At 50.2% G+C, this 20571-nt stretch carries 20 protein-coding genes; 19 read left to right on the plus strand and 1 reads right to left on the minus strand.

What is annotated here, in order from left to right; genetic code table 11:
- Window positions 1-122 precede the first annotated feature (122 nt).
- The 12 genes from leuS to AC1RVX_RS12510 all read left to right on the plus strand — a co-directional run bounded on the left by leuS (window position 123) and on the right by AC1RVX_RS12510 (window position 14320).
- A complete protein-coding gene (gene leuS, locus AC1RVX_RS12455; RefSeq protein WP_493216908.1) occupies window positions 123-2750 on the plus strand; it encodes a leucine--tRNA ligase in 2628 nt (875 codons plus the stop codon).
- A gap of 56 nt (window positions 2751-2806) precedes the next feature.
- A complete protein-coding gene (locus AC1RVX_RS12460; protein WP_493216909.1) occupies window positions 2807-3316 on the plus strand; it encodes an LPS-assembly lipoprotein LptE in 510 nt (169 codons plus the stop codon).
- Between the two features lies 1 nt (window position 3317).
- Window positions 3318-4337, plus strand: a complete 1020-nt coding sequence (gene holA, locus AC1RVX_RS12465; protein ID WP_493216910.1) for a DNA polymerase III subunit delta — start codon at window positions 3318-3320, stop codon at window positions 4335-4337.
- Between the two features lie 100 nt (window positions 4338-4437).
- Entirely contained in the window at window positions 4438-5730 is a 1293-nt protein-coding gene (locus tag AC1RVX_RS12470; protein WP_493217114.1) for a glutamate-5-semialdehyde dehydrogenase, read from the plus strand.
- 15 nt (window positions 5731-5745) lie between these two features.
- The gene (locus AC1RVX_RS12475; protein WP_493216911.1) at window positions 5746-6168 is read left to right on the plus strand and encodes a CopD family protein; all 423 of its coding nucleotides are present in this window, start codon (window positions 5746-5748) and stop codon (window positions 6166-6168) included.
- A gap of 95 nt (window positions 6169-6263) precedes the next feature.
- Window positions 6264-7478, plus strand: coding sequence for a THUMP domain-containing class I SAM-dependent RNA methyltransferase (locus tag AC1RVX_RS12480; protein WP_493216912.1), 1215 nt, complete (start codon window positions 6264-6266; stop codon window positions 7476-7478).
- Window positions 7479-7593: 115 nt separating this feature from the next.
- A complete protein-coding gene (locus AC1RVX_RS12485) occupies window positions 7594-9075 on the plus strand; it encodes an NAD-dependent succinate-semialdehyde dehydrogenase (protein WP_493216913.1) in 1482 nt (493 codons plus the stop codon).
- Window positions 9076-9178: 103 nt separating this feature from the next.
- Window positions 9179-10414, plus strand: a complete 1236-nt coding sequence (locus AC1RVX_RS12490) for a multidrug effflux MFS transporter (RefSeq protein WP_493216914.1) — start codon at window positions 9179-9181, stop codon at window positions 10412-10414.
- Window positions 10415-10794: 380 nt separating this feature from the next.
- Window positions 10795-11871 (plus strand): porin, encoded by a 1077-nt coding sequence (locus AC1RVX_RS12495; protein ID WP_493216915.1) that lies wholly within the window; start codon window positions 10795-10797, stop codon window positions 11869-11871.
- A 210-nt stretch (window positions 11872-12081) separates the two neighbouring features.
- Window positions 12082-12522, plus strand: coding sequence for a hypothetical protein (locus AC1RVX_RS12500; RefSeq protein WP_493216916.1), 441 nt, complete (start codon window positions 12082-12084; stop codon window positions 12520-12522).
- A gap of 29 nt (window positions 12523-12551) precedes the next feature.
- Window positions 12552-13514 carry a homoserine kinase gene (locus AC1RVX_RS12505; RefSeq protein ID WP_493216917.1) on the plus strand — a complete coding sequence of 321 codons (963 nt, stop codon included), beginning with the start codon at window positions 12552-12554 and terminating at the stop codon, window positions 13512-13514.
- Window positions 13514-14320 carry a BPSS1780 family membrane protein gene (locus AC1RVX_RS12510; RefSeq protein ID WP_493217115.1) on the plus strand — a complete coding sequence of 269 codons (807 nt, stop codon included), beginning with the start codon at window positions 13514-13516 and terminating at the stop codon, window positions 14318-14320. Before AC1RVX_RS12505 ends, AC1RVX_RS12510 begins: the two co-directional genes overlap by 1 nt.
- On the opposite strand, the gene AC1RVX_RS12515 is transcribed toward AC1RVX_RS12510, so the two are convergent.
- Window positions 14305-14760 (minus strand): OsmC family protein, encoded by a 456-nt coding sequence (locus tag AC1RVX_RS12515; RefSeq protein WP_493216918.1) that lies wholly within the window; start codon window positions 14758-14760, stop codon window positions 14305-14307. The two genes, AC1RVX_RS12510 and AC1RVX_RS12515, sit on opposite strands and share 16 nt — an antisense overlap.
- Window positions 14761-15168: 408 nt before the next feature.
- Between AC1RVX_RS12515 and rplM the strand changes: the two genes are divergently transcribed.
- The 7 genes from rplM (at window position 15169) to AC1RVX_RS12550 (ending at window position 20539) form a co-directional block, all read left to right on the plus strand.
- Window positions 15169-15597, plus strand: coding sequence for a 50S ribosomal protein L13 (rplM, locus tag AC1RVX_RS12520; protein ID WP_110255178.1), 429 nt, complete (start codon window positions 15169-15171; stop codon window positions 15595-15597).
- A gap of 9 nt (window positions 15598-15606) precedes the next feature.
- Window positions 15607-15999, plus strand: a complete 393-nt coding sequence (gene rpsI, locus AC1RVX_RS12525; RefSeq protein ID WP_162039944.1) for a 30S ribosomal protein S9 — start codon at window positions 15607-15609, stop codon at window positions 15997-15999.
- A gap of 161 nt (window positions 16000-16160) precedes the next feature.
- The gene (argC, locus tag AC1RVX_RS12530) at window positions 16161-17198 is read left to right on the plus strand and encodes an N-acetyl-gamma-glutamyl-phosphate reductase (protein ID WP_493216919.1); all 1038 of its coding nucleotides are present in this window, start codon (window positions 16161-16163) and stop codon (window positions 17196-17198) included.
- 9 nt (window positions 17199-17207) lie between these two features.
- Window positions 17208-17933 (plus strand): DUF6776 family protein, encoded by a 726-nt coding sequence (locus tag AC1RVX_RS12535; protein WP_493216920.1) that lies wholly within the window; start codon window positions 17208-17210, stop codon window positions 17931-17933.
- Between the two features lie 78 nt (window positions 17934-18011).
- Window positions 18012-18401 (plus strand): bactofilin family protein, encoded by a 390-nt coding sequence (locus tag AC1RVX_RS12540; RefSeq protein ID WP_493216921.1) that lies wholly within the window; start codon window positions 18012-18014, stop codon window positions 18399-18401.
- Between the two features lie 49 nt (window positions 18402-18450).
- A complete protein-coding gene (erpA, locus tag AC1RVX_RS12545; protein WP_110255173.1) occupies window positions 18451-18801 on the plus strand; it encodes an iron-sulfur cluster insertion protein ErpA in 351 nt (116 codons plus the stop codon).
- A gap of 256 nt (window positions 18802-19057) precedes the next feature.
- Window positions 19058-20539: an FAD-linked oxidase C-terminal domain-containing protein gene (locus AC1RVX_RS12550; protein ID WP_493216922.1), complete on the plus strand. Its 1482-nt coding sequence runs from the start codon at window positions 19058-19060 to the stop codon at window positions 20537-20539.
- Window positions 20540-20571 lie beyond the last annotated feature (32 nt).

A 20571-nucleotide genomic window follows, 5' to 3' on the forward strand; every position in this document is an offset into this window, starting at 1 on the left:
GCATTATTCCTTCCAATAGCGCCATTATTCGGGTCTCACTCAGAGGCTTTGCTCAATAATACGGCTTAAGCAGTTATAATCTAAGGTTCTGAGTCATTTCTGCACCTACTTCTGCTTACGCCATGCAAGAAAAATATACGCCTTCCGACGTCGAACAATCGGCGCAATCCCATTGGAAAAAGATCGATGCCTATACGGCAGTAGAAAACAATCCACGTTTCCCTAAAGGTAAGTACTACGCTTGTTCCATGCTGCCTTACCCTTCCGGCAAGCTGCACATGGGCCACGTGCGCAATTACACGATCAATGACATGCTGGCACGCCAGCTGCGCATGAAGGGCTATAACGTCCTCATGCCCATGGGCTGGGATGCGTTTGGCTTGCCAGCAGAAAATGCGGCGATTGCCTATAAAAAATCGCCCGCAGAATGGACCTACGCCAACATCGAAGACATGAAGTCGCAGATGCAGCCTCTGGGCCTGGCATTTGACTGGACGCGTGAAGTCGCTACCTGCGACCCTGATTACTACCGCTGGAACCAGTGGCTGTTCCTGAAGATGCTGGAAAAAGGCGTTGCCTACAAAAAGACCCAGGTCGTCAACTGGGACCCTGTCGATCAAACCGTGCTGGCGAATGAGCAGGTGATTGATGGGCGTGGCTGGCGCTCTGGTGCCCTGGTCGAAAAACGCGAAATCCCAGGCTATTACTTTGGAATCACGCAATATGCAGATGAACTGTTGAACAGCATCGACGATCTGGATGGATGGCCTGAGCAAGTGCGTACCATGCAGCGTAACTGGATAGGCAAGAGCGAAGGCGTACGCTTTGCTTTTCCGCATCAGATCGCTGATGAAACTGGCACTTTGGTACAAGACGGCAAGCTGTATGTGTTTACTACCCGTCCTGACACCATTATGGGCGTTACTTTCTGCGCCGTGGCTGCAGAACACCCCATTGCCACGCTGGCAGCAAAGAATAATGCAGATCTGGCAGCATTCATCGAAGTCTGCAAGGCTGGTGGCACCACAGAAGCCGAAATGGCGACCAAGGAAAAAGAGGGCATGCCTACCGGCTTGTTCGTTACTCATCCCTTGACTGGTGAACAAGTCGAAGTCTGGGTTGGTAACTATGTCTTGATGACCTATGGCGATGGCGCTGTCATGGGCGTACCTGCGCATGATGAACGCGACTTTGCTTTCGCGAAAAAATACCATATCGCCATCAAGCAAGTGGTGGCAATTGAAGGCGAAAACTTCAGCACCGATGCATGGGCAGAATATTATGGTGACAAGCAACGCGGTGTCACCGTCAATTCCGGTAAATATGATGGTCTGAGCTTCAAGGCCACGGTGGATGCAGTGGCGAATGACCTGATAGCCAAAGGTCTGGGCGAGAAAAAAACCACCTGGCGTTTGCGCGACTGGGGTATTTCCCGCCAGCGTTATTGGGGTACACCTATCCCTATCATCCACTGCGCCAGTTGCGGTGACGTGCCTGTACCGTATAAAGATTTGCCGGTGGTATTGCCTACCGACTGCATCCCCGACGGTTCTGGCAACCCATTGAAACATCGTGAAGATTTTCTGAATGTGCCTTGCCCTAAATGCGGCAAACCTGCACACCGTGAAATTGACACCATGGATACCTTTGTTGATTCCAGCTGGTACTTCATGCGTTATACCTGCCCTGATGCAAGCACCATGGTCGATGAGCGCAATGATTACTGGATGGCGATGGACCAGTACATCGGCGGTGTCGAACATGCAGTCCTGCATTTGCTGTACGCACGTTTCTGGACCAAGGCCATGCGTGATCTGGGTCTGGTCAAGATTGATGAGCCTTTCAAGAACCTGTTCACGCAAGGTATGTTGCTCAACGAGTCTTACTATCGTGAAGATGAAAGCGGCAAGAAAATCTGGTTCTACCCGAATGAAATCGAAGTCCAGCATGATGACAAGGGGCGTCCCATAGCCGCCATGTTGAAATCGGATGGGCAGCCTGTACAAATGGGCGGCATCGAAAAGATGTCGAAGTCCAAAAACAATGTGGTTGAACCCAAAGACATTATTGAACAGTTCGGTGCCGATACCGCGCGCTTGTTCACCATGTTTGCCGGCCCTCCGGATCAAAGTGCGGCCTGGAGTAATAGCGGTGTAGAAGGTGCATCGCGTTACCTGCGTCGCCTGTGGGCATCAGCCCTGAAATTGTCTGGCACTATCGCTGCTGGTACTACAGCGCCAAGCGCTTATGCAAATGATGTCAAGGCACTGCGCCGTGAAGTGCATTTGACGCTGAAGCAGATTGATGCAGATTACGATCGTCTGCAATACAACACGGTTGTCTCTGGCGCGATGAAGTTGCTCAACACCATAGAATCCTTCAAGTCAGAAGCCGAAGGCAGTGCAGCAGCCTTGCGCGAAGCGTTCAGCATCTTGCTGCGTGGCCTGTATCCGGTGTGCCCGCATATCACTCACGTCTTGTGGCAGGAACTTGGTTTAGCTACTGATCTGGGTGAGATCATCGATGCACCATGGCCGCTGGTGGATGAGGCTGCATTGGTTCAGGATGAAATCGAGTTGATGGTCCAGGTCAATGGCAAATTGCGCGGCAGCATCAAGGTTGCCAAGGATGCAGACAAGGCAACCATCGAAGCGACCGCACTGGCGAATGAAAGCGTACAGAAATTCATGGAAGGTGCGGCCAAGAAAATCATTATCGTGCCTGGCAAGTTGGTGAATATTGTTGCCTAAAGTGTGACTAAAGCCTGACCCTGAACAATAGTCTGACAAGTAATAAAGGAAACCGCATGCAAGCAATGTATTTCAAGCGTCTGCAATGGCTGGTAGCCATCATCTCCGTGATGCTGCTATCCGCTTGTGGTTTTGCCTTGCGCGGGCCGGTGGCTTTGCCATTCAAGAATATTTACATAGGCATGCCGGAAAGCTCTGCCCTGGGTGGTGAATTGCGTCGCCAGATACGCGCCAACGGGCAAACGCAGATTATGTCCAGCGCCAAGGATGCGCAGGTCATACTTGAAGTGATGAGCGAAACCAGGGACAAGCAGATTCTGTCTCTGAACAGCCAGGGCCGTGTACGTGAGTACAATTTGATTTACAACTTCCGTTTCCGCCTGCGCAATAACGAAGGCAAGGAATATCTGGAGCCGGTAGACATTCAACTGAAACGCAATATCAGTTTCAATGAAACCCAGGTGTTGGCGAAAGAGGCGGAAGAAGTCTTGCTGTACCGTGACATGCAAAACGACCTGGTACAGCAGATCATGCGTCGTCTGGCCGTTGTAAAGATGGACGATTAAGATGTTGTTACGCTTCGATGCCCTCGATGGCCATCTGGCGAAAACACTGGCGCCACTGTATGTGATCACCAGTGATGAGCATTTGCTGGCGCTGGAAGCTGCGGACAAGATACGCCGTACAGCAAAGGCACAGGGTTTTTACGAGCGTGAAATCCTGACGGTGGAGCGCAGCTTCAAATGGGGTGCTTTGCTGGCAGCAAATCAGTCGCAGTCCCTGTTTGGGGATAAAAAGCTGATTGACTTGCGGATACCTACCGGCAAACCCGGCAAGGACGGCGGGCAAGCCTTGCAGGATTATGTAGCAAATCTGTCGCCGGATAACCTGACCCTGATCACCTTGCCCAAGCTCGACTGGGCGACGCAAAAGGCAGCCTGGGTGGCCAGCTTGCAGCAGGCTGCGGTGTACATCGATATTCCGCTGGTGGAGCGCAATCAGTTGCCTAACTGGATCAGCCTGCGTTTATCAATGCAACAGCAAAACGCAGACAGGCAAAGCCTGGATTTTATTGCTGACAGGGTGGAGGGCAATTTGCTGGCTGCCCATCAGGAAATCCAGAAACTGGCATTGCTGCACCCACCAGGCAAGCTGAGTTTTGAGCAAATCCATGATGCCGTGCTGAATGTGGCGCGTTATGATGTCTTCAAGCTCAATGAAGCCATGCTGTCCGGCGATGTGGCAAGACTGGTCCGCATGTTGAATGGTTTGAAAGGCGAGGGCGAAGCGCTGCCGCTGGTTTTGTGGGCCATGGCAGAAGAAATACGCACGCTGTTGAAACTGAAGTCCGGGATGGCGCAGGGCAGACCCTTGTCAGCCTTGCTGAAAGAATATCGGATCTGGGGCCCGCGCGAAAAACTCATGGACCCTGCTTTGCGACGTGTCAGCCTGGCGAATTTGCGGGCAGCCCTGCAAGAAGCGGCACAAGTCGATAAGATGGTAAAAGGTTTGCGAGCGAAAGCATTTGCGGGTGATCCCTGGGATGCCTTATTGCAATTGGGTTTGAAAGTGGCAAAGGCAGCTTAGCAGCTATTTGACATGTACTTGCCATGTACATGTCATGCAGTTTATCAAACCAGAAATTGAATTCCCGCCTCTGTCTGGAGGCTCATTAACGAATATGGGGATGCACAGACATCCTCTGAATGACAATATGGATATCAAGCACTACATGAACGACCTCGGCATCCGTGCCCGCGCTGCATCACGCGCCATGGCCAAAGCCGACACCGCCGCCAAAAACAAGGCCCTTTCTCTGATCGCTGCGGCCATCAGACGTGAGGCTGCCGCCCTGCGCGCTGCCAATGAGCTTGACCTGGCTGCGGCAAAAGCCGGTGGCATGGAAGCTGCCATGCTGGACCGGCTGACCCTGTCCGACAAGGCAATTGCCACCATGGCAGAAGGACTCGAGCAGATAGTCAGTCTGGCAGACCCTATAGGTGAAATCTCAAACATGAAATACCGCCCTACCGGCATACAGGTAGGGCAGATGCGCGTGCCATTGGGTGTCATCGGCATTATTTATGAGGCGCGTCCGAATGTGACTGTGGATGCGGCTGGCCTGTGCATCAAGAGCGGCAATGCCACGATATTGCGTGGTGGCTCGGAAGCCATACATTGTAATCAGGCTCTGGCGAAATTGGTCAAGGAAGGCCTGGCCGGCGCTGGCTTGCCAGCGGATGCAGTGCTCATTGTTGAAACCACGGACCGCGCCGCAGTTGGTGAGCTGATCACCATGCCCCAATATGTGGATGTCATTGTCCCGCGTGGCGGCAAGGGCCTGATTGCCCGCCTGATGCAGGAAGCCACCGTGCCCATGATCAAGCATCTGGATGGTATCTGTCATGTGTATATCGATGACAAGGCTGATTTGAAGAAAGCTGTCGACGTGGCATTTAATGCCAAATGCCATCGTTACGGCACGTGCAACACCATGGAAACCTTGCTGGTTGCCCAAGGGATTGCGGCTCAGGTCTTGCCTGCACTGGCTGAATTATTTGCAGGCAAGCAGGTTGAATTGCGCTGTGATGATACAGCCGCTGCGATATTGGCAGGCTACCCGCATCTGGCCAAAGCGACGCAAGAAGACTGGGGCACGGAATACCTTGCGCCTATCCTGGCAGTAAAAGTAGTGGCTGATATCGATGAAGCCATCACGCATATCAATGACTATTCATCCAAACATACTGAGTCCATCATCACTGAAGACTATAGCCGGGCACTGCGTTTCTTGCGTGAAGTGGATTCGGCATCGGTGATGGTGAATGCATCCACCCGGTTTGCCGATGGTTTTGAATATGGTCTGGGTGCTGAGATCGGCATCTCGAATGACAAGCTGCATGCACGTGGCCCGGTAGGTCTGGAGGGGCTGACTTCGATGAAGTATGTGGTCTTCGGTCATGGCGAAGTACGTCAATAATTGAAAAGGTAGAGCATGCTCTGGGTAAAAGCGTTTCATATCCTGTTCGTCACGTCCTGGTTTGCAGGTCTGTTTTACTTGCCGCGCATCTTCGTCAATCTGGCGATGGAAAATGATGCACCAACTGTTGAGCGTCTGTTGTTGATGGCGCGCAAGCTGTATCGCTTCATGACCATGCTCATGGTGCCTGCAGTCTTGTTGGGGGCCTGGTTATGGCTGGGTTATGGCATAGGCAAAGGGCCCGGCAATGCCTGGCTGCATGCCAAGCTGGCTTGCGTGATTTTGCTGTTTGGTTATCACCACGCCTGTGGCAGTTTGTTGAAAAAGTTTGAACAAGGTCACAATAAGCGTAGCCATGCGTGGTTCCGCTGGTTTAATGAAGTGCCGGTGATTTTATTGCTGGCGATATTGATTTTGGTTGTCGTCAAACCATTCTGAGTTTGGTGGCAAAGCTGGTCCGGGGTGCAGAACGCCGGGCTGGTACTTGGCGGTGAATTTTCACCATTGTTTTTTAACGGATAAAGGGTACTCCTATGACGCGTTATTCTTATTTTTGTCCATGCCCGCGTGGCCTGGAAATAGCCCTGGCTGAAGAGTTGGGTGAAATTGCAGCCACGGATAAAACCATGGCAGTGCACAATCAGGTGCCTGGCGGTGTGCACTGCTCAGGCAGCCTGCATGATGGCTGGCGTATCAACCTGCATTCACGTATCGCTTCGCGTGTGCTGATGCGCATGGCACATTCTGGCTATGCTAACGAAAATGATATTTATGACCTCGTGCTGGATCAGCCCTGGGAAGACTGGTTTGGTTACCATCACACTATACGGGTGGACGTCACGGCAGTGAAGTCGCCTTTGAAGAGTCTGGATTTTGCCACGCTCAAAATCAAGGATGCGATCTGTGACCGTTTCCGTGACCAGTTCACCCAGCGCCCATCCGTCAATACCAAGAACCCGGACATGCGCATTGTCGGTTTTCTGGATGCACGCAATTTCACGATTTACCTGGATATTTCGGGCGAACCTTTGTTTAAACGCGGCTGGCGCCTGGAAACGGGCGATGCGCCTTTGCGTGAAAACCTGGCAGCCGGTTTGTTGCGTACCGCTGGCTGGAAGCCAGGCACTCCCCTGTTTGACCCCATGTGTGGTTCTGGCACCATCTTGATTGAAGCCGCACAAATTCTCGCGGGTATCCCCCCAGGCTTGAAGCGTGAATTTGCCTTTGAAAAAATGCATCAGTTTGACGCAGATGCATGGGCGCAGATCAAGGCCAGTGCCAAGCCACATCCTTTGCCAACTGAGCCGACTATTTTTGGCAGCGATATTTCTGGCGACATGATCGTCATGACACGCAATAACCTGAACAAGGCGGGTATACGTTTTGATGTGCCCTTGAAACAGATAGAAGCACAGGAAATCAAGGCACCAACGACAACGCCAGGTATCTTGCTGACCAATCCACCTTACGGTGAGCGTATTGGTGTGCGTGGAGATAGCACAATCGAAGACGACGATCTTGCCAAAGACTTTTTCAGTGCTTTCAGTACCACCCTGAAGCAACGTTTTGCTGGCTGGAGCGTATTCCTGTTCACTGCTGACCTGGGTTTGCCGAAGTTGTTGCGCCTCAAAGAATCTCGCAAGACACCTTTCTATAATGGTGCGCTTGAATGCCGTTTGTTCCGTTTTGATATGGTGGCCGGTTTTAATCGCAGGGAAGAAGCCAAGCCCAAAGATATCGCTGAATAATTTTCACGATAGTTATTGTGATGTTTATGCAAAATGGCCACGTCTCAGCAGACCTGGCCATTTTGCTTTAGGCTTACGGGCATTCCTGTCGTTTGCAAAAAGTGGAGATACTCTGATGTCACAAGAAGCAATAGCTAAGCAATTGAATTTGAAAGACCCATCCTTGTTACGTGATCGCGCCTATATCAATGGTGAGTGGGTCACAGGTACAAGCAGTTTTGAAGTGAACAATCCTTCCACATTGGCAATATTGGGTTCGGTGCCAAATCTGGATGCCAGTCATACCGAAGTCGCCATCAAGGCAGCGCAAGTTGCTTTCCCGCTGTGGGCTGCAAAGACCGGTAAGGAACGCGCCAATCTCATGCGCAAATGGTTTGACCTGATGATAGAGAATGCTGATGACCTGGCCGCCATCATGACGGCAGAGCAGGGTAAACCGCTGGCAGAAGCCAAGGGCGAAGTCATCTATGGTGCCAGCTTCATAGAATGGTTTGCTGAAGAAGCCAAACGGGTATCTGGTGATGTCATGGCTTCCACCTGGAGCGATAAGCGCATGGTGGTCTTGAAGCAGCCCATCGGCGTCTGTGCATCGATCACGCCATGGAATTTCCCTATTGCCATGATTACGCGCAAGGTGGCACCAGCAGTCGCTGCCGGTTGTTCCATTGTCATCAAACCTGCAGAACAGACACCCTTATCTGCATTGGCCATGGCTGAACTGGCGCACCGCGCCGGTATTCCTGCTGGTATCATCAATATTATCACGGCGGATTCTGAGCAATCCATCGCTGTCGGCAAGGTATTGTGCGACAGCCCTGTAGTCCGGCATTTGTCCTTCACCGGTTCAACACCTGTTGGTCGTATCCTGATGCGGCAATCGGCGCAGACGGTGAAAAAGCTGGCGCTGGAACTGGGCGGTCATGCACCTTTTATCGTATTTGAAGATGCCGATCTGGATGCTGCCGTTGAAGGTGCACTGCAGTCGAAATTCCGTAATTCTGGTCAGACCTGTGTCTGTACCAACCGTTTTTATGCGCATGAATCAATTTATGATGCTTTCGTGGAAAAGCTGGCAGCTGGTGCCAAAAAAATCAAGGTGGGTGATGGTTTTGCGACTGGTATCAACCAAGGGCCGATGATAGATGCACAGGCCGTAGCCAAGGTGGAAGAACATGTTGCAGATGCGCTGAAGCAAGGGGCAAGCTTGCAGGCCGGTGGTAAGTTACTTGAATCCGGGAAACTTTTTTATGAACCAACTGTATTGTCGAATGTCACATCCGGCATGTTGATCATGAATGAAGAAACTTTCGGCCCGGTGGCTGCCGTCGTCAAGTTCAAGACTGAAGAAGAAGCCGTGGCTGCTGCCAATAATACTGATTTTGGTCTGGCTTCGTATTTTTACTCACGTGACATTGGGCGCGTCTGGCGGGTTGCTGAAAAACTTGAATACGGTATGGTAGGTATCAATACCGGCCTGATTTCGAATGAAGTGGCGCCTTTTGGCGGCGTCAAACAATCCGGCCTGGGGCGTGAAGGTTCCAAATATGGCATGGATGAATACTTGGAAATGAAGTACCTGTGCATGGGCGGAATCTAAATGTCCGGGCGTGGTCTGGCCCGGCATATTCTGCTTACAAAGAAGCATCCAACACAGCTATCCGGGTTTGCCACCCGAATGGCGTGAAACCTGAATAATAACTATGTCCTCTGCAACCAAGATCAGTATTGCTGGCCTGGCGACCTTATTGGCTGCCCTGGCCATGTTGGGTCCTTTTTCGATTGATACCTATTTACCGGCCTTCCCGAATATCCAGGTAACCCTGCACGCCAGCGCGCTGGAAGTACAGCAAACTCTGACCGCCTATATGCTTTCGTTTGCTGTCATGACTTTGTGGCATGGGGCCTTGTCTGACGCCTTCGGTCGACGCAATGTGATTCTGGTGGCGCTGGCGGTATTTGCTGTGGCAAGCTTTGGTTGTGCTTCCGTGCACACCATTCATTACCTGTGGGGGTTTCGTATTTTGCAGGGCGTGTCTGCCGGTGCCGGCATGGTGGTGGGGCGAGCCATCATTCGTGATTTGTATGCTGGCGCACCGGCGGAGCGTCTGTTATCCCTGGTGACCATGATTTTTTCTATTGCCCCTGCAATCGCTCCGATTTTAGGTGGCTGGGTAGTTGGCTTTGCGAGTTGGCGTGCCATTTTTCTGTTGTTATTTGGCTACACTATCGTTTTGTGGTGGGCTTGTTACAAATATTTGCCTGAGTCACTACCGCTGGATAAACGACAACCTTTTAGTGCAGAATTTCTTTGGGAAAGTTATAAAAAGGTCTTCAAATCACCACTTTTTCACTTGAAGGCGGGTACCATTGCCTTTAATTTTGCGGGCCTTTTTTTGTATGTGTCGGCAGCACCAGCTTTTATTACCCAGCATTTGCATCTGGGGCCAGATCAGTTTGGCTGGCAGTTTGTGCCTTCTGTGGGGGGGATTTTCTTTGGCGCACTGACGGCTAATCGCCTGGCCGGGAAAATGACAGTCTGGAAACAGGTCAGTATAGGGTTTTGCTTCTTGCTGGGGGCAGCCTTATTTAACGTGGTGTTCCATTTTTTCTCACCCCCCATATTGTTATGGTCGGTAACGCCTTTGTTTTTTTATACTTTTGGAATGTCCCTAGTCGCACCAGGGGCAACCTTGCTGGTTCTGGATTTGTTTCCTAATATCAGAGGCATCGTTGCTTCGTGCCAGTCAGCGACCGTGACCTTGCTTGGCGCTGTCATTGCAGGTGTGGCGGCTCCGGCACTGGATCATTCAGTATTGACCCTGGCCCTGGGACAACTGGCATGTACGACGATTGCAGCTATTATGTGGTACACCGGACGTGCCTACTGGCGAGCCATGACGGCGCAAAACCAGAATGCATGGGAAACGGTAGGCTAATTGAAGGGATTTATTTATTTGATAACTAATAAATAAATTTTGAGTCAGTTACTTGAAATCCTTTTTGTCGACCATATATAATTGATGCTTTGCAGCAAATTGTTAAATTTCTTCTTGTAACACATGACTTGCGTGAAATTTACTTCAATTTATTTTGCATATGCAAATAAGATTTCCATTGTGTTCTTTTAAGGTAGACTTGTATAAAGTGTAGCCTTTTAGACACGCCGAATTCATCAAGTTGTCACTTTCCACAGGTATCGTGCCGCTTGTCATTGGATCTCTTACCGATTCAAGGCTGTAAAACACCTGTAATTCTGTTTTTACCGTGCTTGAAATCAATTGGTGAAAACTTAACATTCATTTTTGGAAACTAGATAATGAAAAAATCATTCCTCGCACTTGCTCTGATGAGTGCTTTCTCCGGTGCAGCGTTTGCTCAATCTTCCGTTACTGTTTACGGTATTGTTGACGCTGGCTTCCAAAGTCTGGACAACGGTACAGTTGCTGGCCGTTTCAACAAGCTCCAGAGTGGTCAGGAAAACGGTTCCCGTCTGGGTTTTAAGGGTACTGAAGACCTCGGTAGCGGACTGAAAGCCAACTTCGTTCTGGAAATGGGTCTGAACGTTGATGACGGTAGCTCTGCACAAGGCCGTACCTTTGGTCGCCGTTCCACAGTTGGCCTGTCTGGCGATTTCGGTTCCGTAGATCTGGGCCGTGACAAAACTCCAACTTTCAAATTCTTCGACAACTTTGATCCGTTTGCATCTGGTTTCATCAACAGCGGTAGCGGTCTGTCCAACCTGTACTTCATCGGTGGTACAGCAACAGTTGCTGGTGCTAATGCCAACTCCGGCGGTCGTGCAAGCAATTCGATCTTTTACTACACACCAGGCAACCTGAATGGTTTCTCTGCTGTTGGTCAATATGGTTTCGGCGAAGCCGCTGGCGACAATTCTGCTGGCCGTTCCCTTGGTCTGAATCTGCGTTACAACGCTAATGGTCTGGATGTTGGTTACTCTTTCGTCAAAGACAATGGTCAAGCTTTGGCTGGCGGCCCAATCAATGCACGTAAAGGCAACACACTGGCTGCTTCCTACGACTTCGGCGTAGCAAAACCAGTTGTGATCTATCAAAAAGTGAGCGATGACGCTGCTTTGGCTGTTGATCAAAAGCTCTTTACTTTGGGTGTAACCGTTCCTTTTGATACAGCAAACAAAGTCTTGGCTACTTACACCAAGATCAAAGATTCCACACGTTTGTCTGCTGCTACAACAGATACAGTTGGCGATGCCAAACAGTTTGCTCTTGGTTATCAATACACATTCTCCAAGCGTACTGATCTGTATGCAGCGTATGCAACTACAACACAAGATGCCAATTCCCAAAAAGTGGGCGCAGCAGTTAAAGGCGCTGACGTAAAAGAATTGACAGTTGGCATACGTCACCAGTTCTAATATCTTTGTCAGTCAGGTTACAGTCTGACTGGTACGGATGATAAAAGAGGCGTTGTCTTTGAGGCAGCGCCTCTTTTTTTATTAATGTCAGGGTGCTGACCATAACTGCATTGATATTAATGCATTGAAACAGACCCATGGCCGATATTTCTGTCAGTCCAAGCCGGGTTTGTTACAATGTTCATATACTTAGTTGAACAGGGCTGTATCATGAAAACAACATCGAACATTGTCGCTGGCTCGCTGGCCAGTCTGGCTGTCTTACTGGTGAGTGTGGCTGCGATGGCACAAACGCCATCCAAAGTGGACCCGGTACCACCAAAACTGGAAAAACTGGAAGAAATCGCCAATGAACCTGGAGTGACAACTGCCAAGCCTGTGCCAAAAAACAAAGTGGTAGAAAAGCGCAGTAATGGCGGTAAAGTAACTGAGGTGCAGGTCAAGGCTGGAAATAGTAACTATACAGTGAAGGCCGACCCTGAGTATGGTAATGCACCAAAGGGAACAGTGCAGGGGGACGCTAATCGTGCCGCCCAATGGACCATACTGGAATTCGGTGGCAAGAAAGAAGTCAAGGAAGGTAGTCCGCCAGATGTGCTGCCGCCTGCTCCAGCCAAACCGGCACCAGCCAGTTCTGCTGTCACCAAATAAATTTTTTTCGCCCTTCATTTTTAAATAACATGGCAGTTTTTACACCGGTAAGTCTGGAAGACCTTGGCCCCTGGATGACACAATACCCGCTTGGCAAAGCGCTGGGCATCAGAGGCATTGCTTCAGGAATTGAAAACAGCAATTTCTTCATCAATACTGAAGCAGGTGAGTTTGTTCTGACGATTTTTGAAAATCTGAATTTCGAACAACTGCCATTCTATTTGAAGCTGATGCGCCATCTGGCTGATCACGGTGTCCTGGTACCTGCACCGATTGCCAATGACCAGGGTGAACTGGTAGTAGCGCTGCATGGCAAGCCGGCAGCTATCGTCAGCAAGCTGGAAGGCCGCTCGCAGATGGAGCCGCAAGCACAGCACTGTGCCGAAGTGGGTGCCATGCTGGCACATATGCATCTGGCGGGACGGGACTTCAGCATACAACAGCCCAATCTGCGCTCGTTGGACTGGTGGCATGAAACCACGCCCAAGGTCCTGCCTTTCTTATCGGATGAATTACAGCATCTGTTGCGGGCTGAAGTGCATTTTCAGGATGCCTTTGACAGCACCCCTATCTACCGTGCTTTACCGCGCGGCCCGATTCATGCTGACCTGTTCCGCAACAATGTGATGTTTGACGGTGATCGACTGACGGGCTTCTTTGATTTTTATTTTGCTGGCTGTGATACATGGATATTTGACGTGGCTGTTACCGTCAATGACTGGTGTATCGATGTTGCTACCGGTGTACTGGATGAAAAACGTGTACTCGCGCTGGTGAACGCCTATCATGCAGTAAGGCCGTTCACCCATGAAGAAGGCATTGCCTGGCAACCTATGTTGCGTGCTGCCGCATTGCGTTTCTGGCTGTCACGGCTGTATGATTTTTATCAACCACGGGACGCCGAAATGCTGACGCCGCATGATCCTGGCCATTTCGAACGCATACTTCGTTTACGAGAATCCGGTAGCGTTCCTTCTTTACCGGTTCAATGATGGCTGCTGTTGATGCCATGTCCGGCTGGGGATGGGTGAAACGAGGTTTCACACTGTTTGGCAAACAGCCGGCTGAAATGCTGACGCTGTTTTTTGCCTATATGTTTTTGAGCCTGGTGATAGGGTTTATTCCCTTTGCAGGACGATTTCTGCCATTAATACTGGTGCCGGTTTTTGCCATGAGTTTCATGCAGGCCTGTAGGCAAATTGAAGATGACAAACGGGTTTATCCCAACTTGTTGCTAACAGGATTTCGTTCAGAAGGTTTTTTACGTCTGCTGAGTCTGGGATTGCTCTATGTGTTGGCGGTAATGTTTGCTATAGGTTTATCCAGCCTTGCTGATGACGGCGTATTTTTTGACTTTATTTTTGCACAAACACCTGTAGATCCTGAAACTCTGCCCAAAGACAAATTGTTTTTAGGCATGCTGACGGCAGCTCTTGCCTATCTGCCAGCCATGATGGCTTTCTGGTTTGCCGCACCCCTGATTGCCTGGGGCGGAATGTCGGTGGGCAAAGCCGTGTTTTACAGTTTTTTTGCCGTTCAGCGCGCTGGCGCAGCATTTACCTTGTATGGCCTGGCCTGGATGTTAATCGGTGTTTTTGGGCCAATATTATTGGGAATGATTACCGTTGCAGTGGTTGGCCAGGTCGCCATAGGCTTACTGGTGATGATACCGGTGTCGTTGGTACTGACGGTTGTGATGTATTGCTCGTTTTATCCGACCTACACAACTATTTTTGGCAGGCCGGATGAGCAGGGAGCACAAACCTCGCAAAACCCTGGGGATCAGTCCGCAGACTGATGCTCTGAAGGCAGATCCAGGTCTTCGATAATTTCGTAGCTATGCGTCATTTCTGCTGTTTTTTCCAGCATGATGGATGCTGAACAGTATTTCTCATGCGATAGCTTGATGGCGCGCTCTACCAGGTTGGGTTTCAATTGGCGGCCACGCACGATGAAGTGAAAGTTGATCCTGGTGAAGACCTTGGGTTCGGTGTCCGCGCGTTCTGCTGTCAGCTTGACCTCGCAGCCACGGATATCCTGTTTGCTTTTACGCAATATCAGTACCACATCATAAGCGCTGCAGCCACCGGTACCCAATAACACCATCTCCATCGGCCTTGGTGCCAGGTTGCGACCACCGCCATCGGGTGCGCCATCCATCAGTACGGCATGGCCTGAGCCGGTCTCTGCCAGAAAAGACATGCCAGACAAACCTGTCCAGCGTACGGTTGCTTCCATTTTTCCTCCTTGAAATTACACTTGTTACAGATTGTAGCCTAACGAGCAAAAATGTGACTTTCTACGTCAAAACCACAAATTACCTTGCACTGCACAATTTCTTGTCCTATTATTGACTCATCGGTAAGTTAATGCTGTTTTGACCTTAACTTCCAAGCAATTGTCTCCTCCACCTACTCCTTTGGTGGATTCAACCCGAAGCCAGTCTTCGGGTTTTTTTTGCCTTTTTACAAAACCATCTGCACAAAAATTAAACAATCCTTGCACTAAGTCTTTGAAAATACTATAATTTCCGACTCCCTGATCGCCCAAGGGGGTAGTGATAAGGACGAGTCTGCTGAAATGAGTGGCAGAACCACCAAAAACACAGAATATTCAGGGCGTTTTTAACTTTTATTAGGATTCAACATGAAAACCTTTTCCGCTAAGGGCCATGAGGTTCAGCGCGACTGGTTCGTGATTGACGCGACAGATAAAGTACTCGGACGTGTTGCCAGCGAAGTGGCACTCCGTTTACGCGGCAAGCATAAACCAGAATTTACACCACACGTAGACACAGGCGATTTTATCGTTGTTGTTAACGCAGGCAAACTGCGCGTGACTGGTACTAAAGCTCTGAACAAAACATACTACCGTCACACTGGTTATCCAGGCGGTATCTATGAAACAAATTTCCAGAAAATGCAAGAGCGTTTTCCAGGTCGTGCACTCGAGAAAGCTGTTAAGGGCATGTTGCCTAAAGGCCCACTCGGTTATGCAATGATCAAGAAGCTGAAAGTCTATGCAGATGCAACACATCCGCACGCAGCTCAGCAACCACAAGTACTCGACATCTAAGGATTAGCCATGATCGGTAATTACAACTACGGAACTGGCCGTCGCAAGAGCGCAGTTGCTCGCGTATTCCTGAAATCCGGCAGCGGCAAGATCGTTGTCAACGGCAAACCAGCAAACGAGTATTTTTCTCGTGAAACTGGCCTGATGGTCATCCGTCAACCTCTGGAACTGACTAATAATCTCGAAACATTCGACATTATGGTTAACGTTCACGGCGGCGGCGAATCCGGCCAATCCGGTGCTGTTCGTCACGGTATCACTCGTGCCCTGATCGACTACGATGCAACTTTGAAATCTGAATTGTCCAAAGCTGGCTTCGTTACTCGTGATGCTCGCGAAGTTGAACGTAAAAAAGTCGGTCTGCGCAAAGCACGTCGCGCAAAACAATTCTCCAAGCGTTAATTTCCGCTGGAATCAATTGTTACAAGAAGGCCGCCTGGAAGGGCGGCTTTTTTGCTTTGTGGGATGGCGTATACCAGACATGTAACGAGTTTTATACTGAATATCAGGTTCCAGTCTTCTGCTGTTAGAATAGCGTCAAAATTGCTTGCAAGGAAAATATCATGATCAAAATAGGCATTGTGGGTGGTACCGGCTATACCGGTGTGGAGCTGTTGCGGATACTGGCATCACATCCGCAGGCACGAATTACGGCAATTACTTCACGTAAGGAAGACGGTTTGCTGGTATCCGAAATGTATCCATCCTTGCGTGGCAGGGTCGATATTGCCTTTTCTTCGCCTGACAAAGCCAACCTGAAAGAGTGTGACGTCGTGTTTTTTGCGACACCGCATGGCGTTGCCATGGCGCAGGCACCAGAATTGCTGGCAGCAGGCGTGAAAGTGATTGATCTGGCCGCAGATTTCCGCATGAAGAATGTGGCGGAATTTGAAAAATGGTATGGTATCCCGCATACCTGTACCAACGTACTGGAAGAAGCTGTCTACGGCTTGCCTGAATTGAATCGGGCAGCCATCAAGTCCGCGAGAGTGATAGGCAACCCTGGTTGCTATCCGACCACCATGCAGCTGGGCTTTTATCCACTGCTGAAGGCCGGTATCATTGATGCAGGCAATTTGATTGCGGATTGTAAATCAGGTGTTTCCGGGGCGGGCAGAAAGGCTGAGCTGGGTCTGCTGTTTTCTGAGACCAGCGATAGCTTTAAAGCCTACGGCGTATCTGGCCATCGCCATACGCCAGAGACCGTGGAACAGTTGCAACGTCTGAGCAAAGACGCGATTGGCCTGTTGTTCACGCCACATCTGGTACCGATGATACGTGGCATGCATTCGACCTTGTACGCTCGTCTCAATACTGAGATCAGCAACGACCAGCTGCAATCCATGTTTGAAGACGCTTATAAGGATGAGCCTTTTGTCGACGTGATGCCGTTTGGTGCACATCCTGAAACCCGCTCTACCCGTGCATCGAATATGTTGCGCCTGGCTTTGCACCGGCCAAACAACGGTAAGACCGTGATTGTTCTGGTGGTACAGGATAATCTGGTGAAGGGGGCATCAGGTCAGGCAGTTCAGTGTATGAACCTGATGTTTGGACTCGAAGAAACTACCGGGCTGATGCATGTGCCCGTCATGCCTTAAGCAAAGGCCATGACCAAATCCCGTTATGCTCAGCGGCGTTATCTGGCGCCGAAAATGACCATCACCAATGAAAAACCCTGGTCCATCAAGTTGGCCATGGCCGGGGTAGTGATAGGCATTGCTGCCGTGGTGGCATGGTGGACGTATGACTTGGGTAAAAGTTTTGCTTTCGGCAGCAAGATCAGTGCAGAGCAAGTCGAACAGTTGAACAAGAAGGTAGAGGAACTGACCGCTGAGCGCGACAAGCTGTCACTGTCCGCCAATACCATAGATAGCAAGGTTAACATCGACAAATCCATGCAGAAAGAATTGACGGATCAGGTCAAGGCATTGACTGCCGAAAATCTGAAGCTCAAGGATGATCTGGCTTTTTTTGAAAGCCTGAGCCCGTCTGCAGTAAGTGCTGAAGGTATTTCCCTGCAAAATTTCAAGGTGGAAATGTTAAGCCCAGGCCAGTTGCGCTATCGTGCTTTGGTCATGCAGGGGGGGAAGACAGGGCGGGATTTCGCTGGGGAAATGCAATTCAGCTTGAACTTGGTACAAGCCGGTAAACCTGCTACGATGCTGTTTCCCGATCCTAAATCGGGCGATGCAGGGAAGTTAAAATTGTCATTCCGGCATTATCAGCGACTGGAGGGAACAATTTCTCTGCCAGAGGGAGCATCGGTCAAAGGTGTGCAGGCCAGGGTATTATCAAATGGCCAGATCCGTGCTCAGCAAACGGTCAATTTATAAACCACGCAAAGAAACTGCTGCGACCGGTACATCGCTTACGCTGCGGGTTCTGGCTCTATTCCTGAAGAGGAAGCAAGAATGTTTAATCGAAAAAGCAAAAGCACCATAGACAGCTTGATTGGCGCAACCACCGTCATTGAAGGTGACCTGATGTTCAAGGGCGGGCTACGCATTGATGGACATATACGTGGCAACGTTGTTGCTGACCTGGATTCTTCCAGCATGCTGGTTATTTCTGAACAGGCGACGATAGATGGTGAAGTCCGTGCGGCACATATAGTTGTCAATGGTGTTATTAATGGACCAGTTTTTTCGTCTGAGTTGTTGGAATTGCAACCAAAAGCGCAAATTTCCGGCGATGTCCACTACAAGATTCTGGAAATGTTGAGTGGTGCTGTCGTTTCCGGCAAGCTTTCGCATGACCTGGCACAAGAACCCGTATTGAAACTCGCAGCGAGCAATGCATAGTTTTCTGTGCGGGTCTATAATGATGGTAAATAGTTTGAAGGAGTAATTTATGAACGCTGTTGCCGAAATGCCCGCACCCATTGTTTTCACTGAAAGCGCCGCTGCCAAGGTAGCCCAGCTGATTGAAGAAGAGGGTAACCCTGACCTGAAACTGCGCGTGTTTGTGCAAGGCGGCGGTTGCTCTGGTTTTCAGTATGGTTTCACTTTTGATGAAATCACTAATGAAGACGACACCACCATGACCAAGAATGGAGTCCATTTGCTGATCGATTCCATGAGCTACCAGTATTTGGTCGGCGCGGAAATCGATTACAAAGACGACCTCGAAGGCGCACAATTTGTGATCAAGAACCCGAATGCAACCACCACCTGTGGCTGCGGTTCTTCGTTCTCTGCCTGATTTGCCTTAAATTTGGCAAGTATGAAAAAGGACGCTGCGGCGTCCTTTTTTGTTTTTTCAGAATAAACGTGATCAAGCATGGTCCGACAATGACATGCTGCCTGTGCTATGTATGCCATATTCGCGAAGTACAATGAAAAGTATTTGCGGGAATTTCTCTGAACAATTCATCACAAGACAAGCAAAGCTGATTACACTCATCTGTAATTCATCTCATCCCTATTGATGAAATGAGTCCTAACAAACAGGATCCAGCATGGAAGCACCTACACTTGCCATCTCTTCACGCCAGCAAGAATTAGTGCAAGCTTTGCGCAGGCAATTGCCCGCGCATTGTATTTTGCATGACGAAGAAGATACCCGTCCCTATGAATGTGATGGTTTGGCCGCGTATCGTCAGTTGCCTATGGCGGTGGCACTGCCTGAGAATGAAAGTCAGGTCATCAGCATCATCAACATCTGTCGGGAAATGCAGATCGCCATCGTACCGCGCGGCGCAGGGACTGGCCTGTCAGGTGGTGCCATGCCGATTGCAGACGGCCTGGTGCTGTCCACTGCCAGACTTAACCGTATCCTGAAGGTGGATGCCTATGCCCGTACTGCCGTGGTGCAGCCGGGCGTGCGTAACCTGGCTATTTCCGAGGCAGTGGCCAAACATGGTTTGTATTATGCGCCCGACCCTTCGTCACAGATCGCCTGCACTATAGGCGGTAACGTGGCAGAAAATTCCGGTGGGGTGCATTGCTTGAAATATGGCCTGACGGTACACAATGTGATGGCGGTACGTGCTATCACCGTGGAGGGTGAAATCATTGAACTCGGTGGTGGCGCACTGGATGCGCCGGGGCTGGATTTGCTGGCGGTGTTCATCGGTTCCGAAGGCATGCTGGGCATTGTCACCGAAGTGACGGTCAGGCTGATACCCAAGCCACAGACGGCACGCGTCATCATGGCTTCGTTCGATGATGTTGTCAAAGGCGGCAATGCGGTTGCCAGTGTGATCGCTGCCGGCATCATCCCTGCCGGGCTGGAGATGATGGACAAGACCTCGTCGCGCATGGTTGAGCCTTTTGTGCATGCCGGTTACGACACCGAAGCGGAAGCTATTCTGCTGTGTGAATCGGACGGTACCATTGAAGAAGTGGAAGAAGAAATCGGTCGCATGAGCGTCGTGCTGGAACAGGCAGGTGCCACTGCACTGGCTGTCTCCAATAGCGAAGCCGAACGCCTGCGCTTCTGGTCTGGTCGCAAGAATGCCTTCCCTGCAGCGGGCCGGATATCGCCTGACTATTACTGCATGGACGGCACCATTCCACGCAAACATTTGGCGCGGGTATTGATAGGCATCAGCGAGATGGAAAAGAAATATGGCCTGCGCTGCGCCAATGTATTTCATGCTGGTGATGGCAACCTGCATCCTCTAATTTTATTTGATGCCAACAAGGAAGGTGAATTCCATCAGGCTGAACTGTTTGGTGCCGAGATACTGGAGTTGTGCGTCACCGTAGGTGGCACCATCACTGGTGAGCACGGCGTCGGTATTGAGAAAATCAATTCCATGTGTGTGCAGTTTTCCAGTGAAGAAATTACGGCGTTTCTGGCATTGAAGCGGGCATTTGATCCTGCCGCTTTATTGAACCCGGATAAGGCCATTCCTACCTTGCACAGGTGTGCCGAATATGGGCGCATGCATGTGAAAAAAGGGGTATTGAAGTTCCCGGATTTACCGCGCTTCTAGTGGACTGCAAGAGAGTCAAAAATTCATTTCGG

This window comes from Undibacterium sp. GW821-FHT11B02, from assembly GCF_058808955.1.

Coding starts and splice junctions, on each gene's coding strand:
- leuS (WP_493216908.1), top strand. CDS start 123: ATGCAAGAAAAATATACGCCTTCCGACGTCGAACAATCGGCGCAATCC.
- AC1RVX_RS12460 (WP_493216909.1), top strand. CDS start 2,807: ATGCAAGCAATGTATTTCAAGCGTCTGCAATGGCTGGTAGCCATCATC.
- holA (WP_493216910.1), top strand. CDS start 3,318: ATGTTGTTACGCTTCGATGCCCTCGATGGCCATCTGGCGAAAACACTG.
- AC1RVX_RS12470 (WP_493217114.1), top strand. CDS start 4,438: ATGCACAGACATCCTCTGAATGACAATATGGATATCAAGCACTACATG.
- AC1RVX_RS12475 (WP_493216911.1), top strand. CDS start 5,746: ATGCTCTGGGTAAAAGCGTTTCATATCCTGTTCGTCACGTCCTGGTTT.
- AC1RVX_RS12480 (WP_493216912.1), top strand. CDS start 6,264: ATGACGCGTTATTCTTATTTTTGTCCATGCCCGCGTGGCCTGGAAATA.
- AC1RVX_RS12485 (WP_493216913.1), top strand. CDS start 7,594: ATGTCACAAGAAGCAATAGCTAAGCAATTGAATTTGAAAGACCCATCC.
- AC1RVX_RS12490 (WP_493216914.1), top strand. CDS start 9,179: ATGTCCTCTGCAACCAAGATCAGTATTGCTGGCCTGGCGACCTTATTG.
- AC1RVX_RS12495 (WP_493216915.1), top strand. CDS start 10,795: ATGAAAAAATCATTCCTCGCACTTGCTCTGATGAGTGCTTTCTCCGGT.
- AC1RVX_RS12500 (WP_493216916.1), top strand. CDS start 12,082: ATGAAAACAACATCGAACATTGTCGCTGGCTCGCTGGCCAGTCTGGCT.
- AC1RVX_RS12505 (WP_493216917.1), top strand. CDS start 12,552: ATGGCAGTTTTTACACCGGTAAGTCTGGAAGACCTTGGCCCCTGGATG.
- AC1RVX_RS12510 (WP_493217115.1), top strand. CDS start 13,514: ATGGCTGCTGTTGATGCCATGTCCGGCTGGGGATGGGTGAAACGAGGT.
- AC1RVX_RS12515 (WP_493216918.1), bottom strand. CDS start 14,760: ATGGAAGCAACCGTACGCTGGACAGGTTTGTCTGGCATGTCTTTTCTG.
- rplM (WP_110255178.1), top strand. CDS start 15,169: ATGAAAACCTTTTCCGCTAAGGGCCATGAGGTTCAGCGCGACTGGTTC.
- rpsI (WP_162039944.1), top strand. CDS start 15,607: ATGATCGGTAATTACAACTACGGAACTGGCCGTCGCAAGAGCGCAGTT.
- argC (WP_493216919.1), top strand. CDS start 16,161: ATGATCAAAATAGGCATTGTGGGTGGTACCGGCTATACCGGTGTGGAG.
- AC1RVX_RS12535 (WP_493216920.1), top strand. CDS start 17,208: ATGACCAAATCCCGTTATGCTCAGCGGCGTTATCTGGCGCCGAAAATG.
- AC1RVX_RS12540 (WP_493216921.1), top strand. CDS start 18,012: ATGTTTAATCGAAAAAGCAAAAGCACCATAGACAGCTTGATTGGCGCA.
- erpA (WP_110255173.1), top strand. CDS start 18,451: ATGAACGCTGTTGCCGAAATGCCCGCACCCATTGTTTTCACTGAAAGC.
- AC1RVX_RS12550 (WP_493216922.1), top strand. CDS start 19,058: ATGGAAGCACCTACACTTGCCATCTCTTCACGCCAGCAAGAATTAGTG.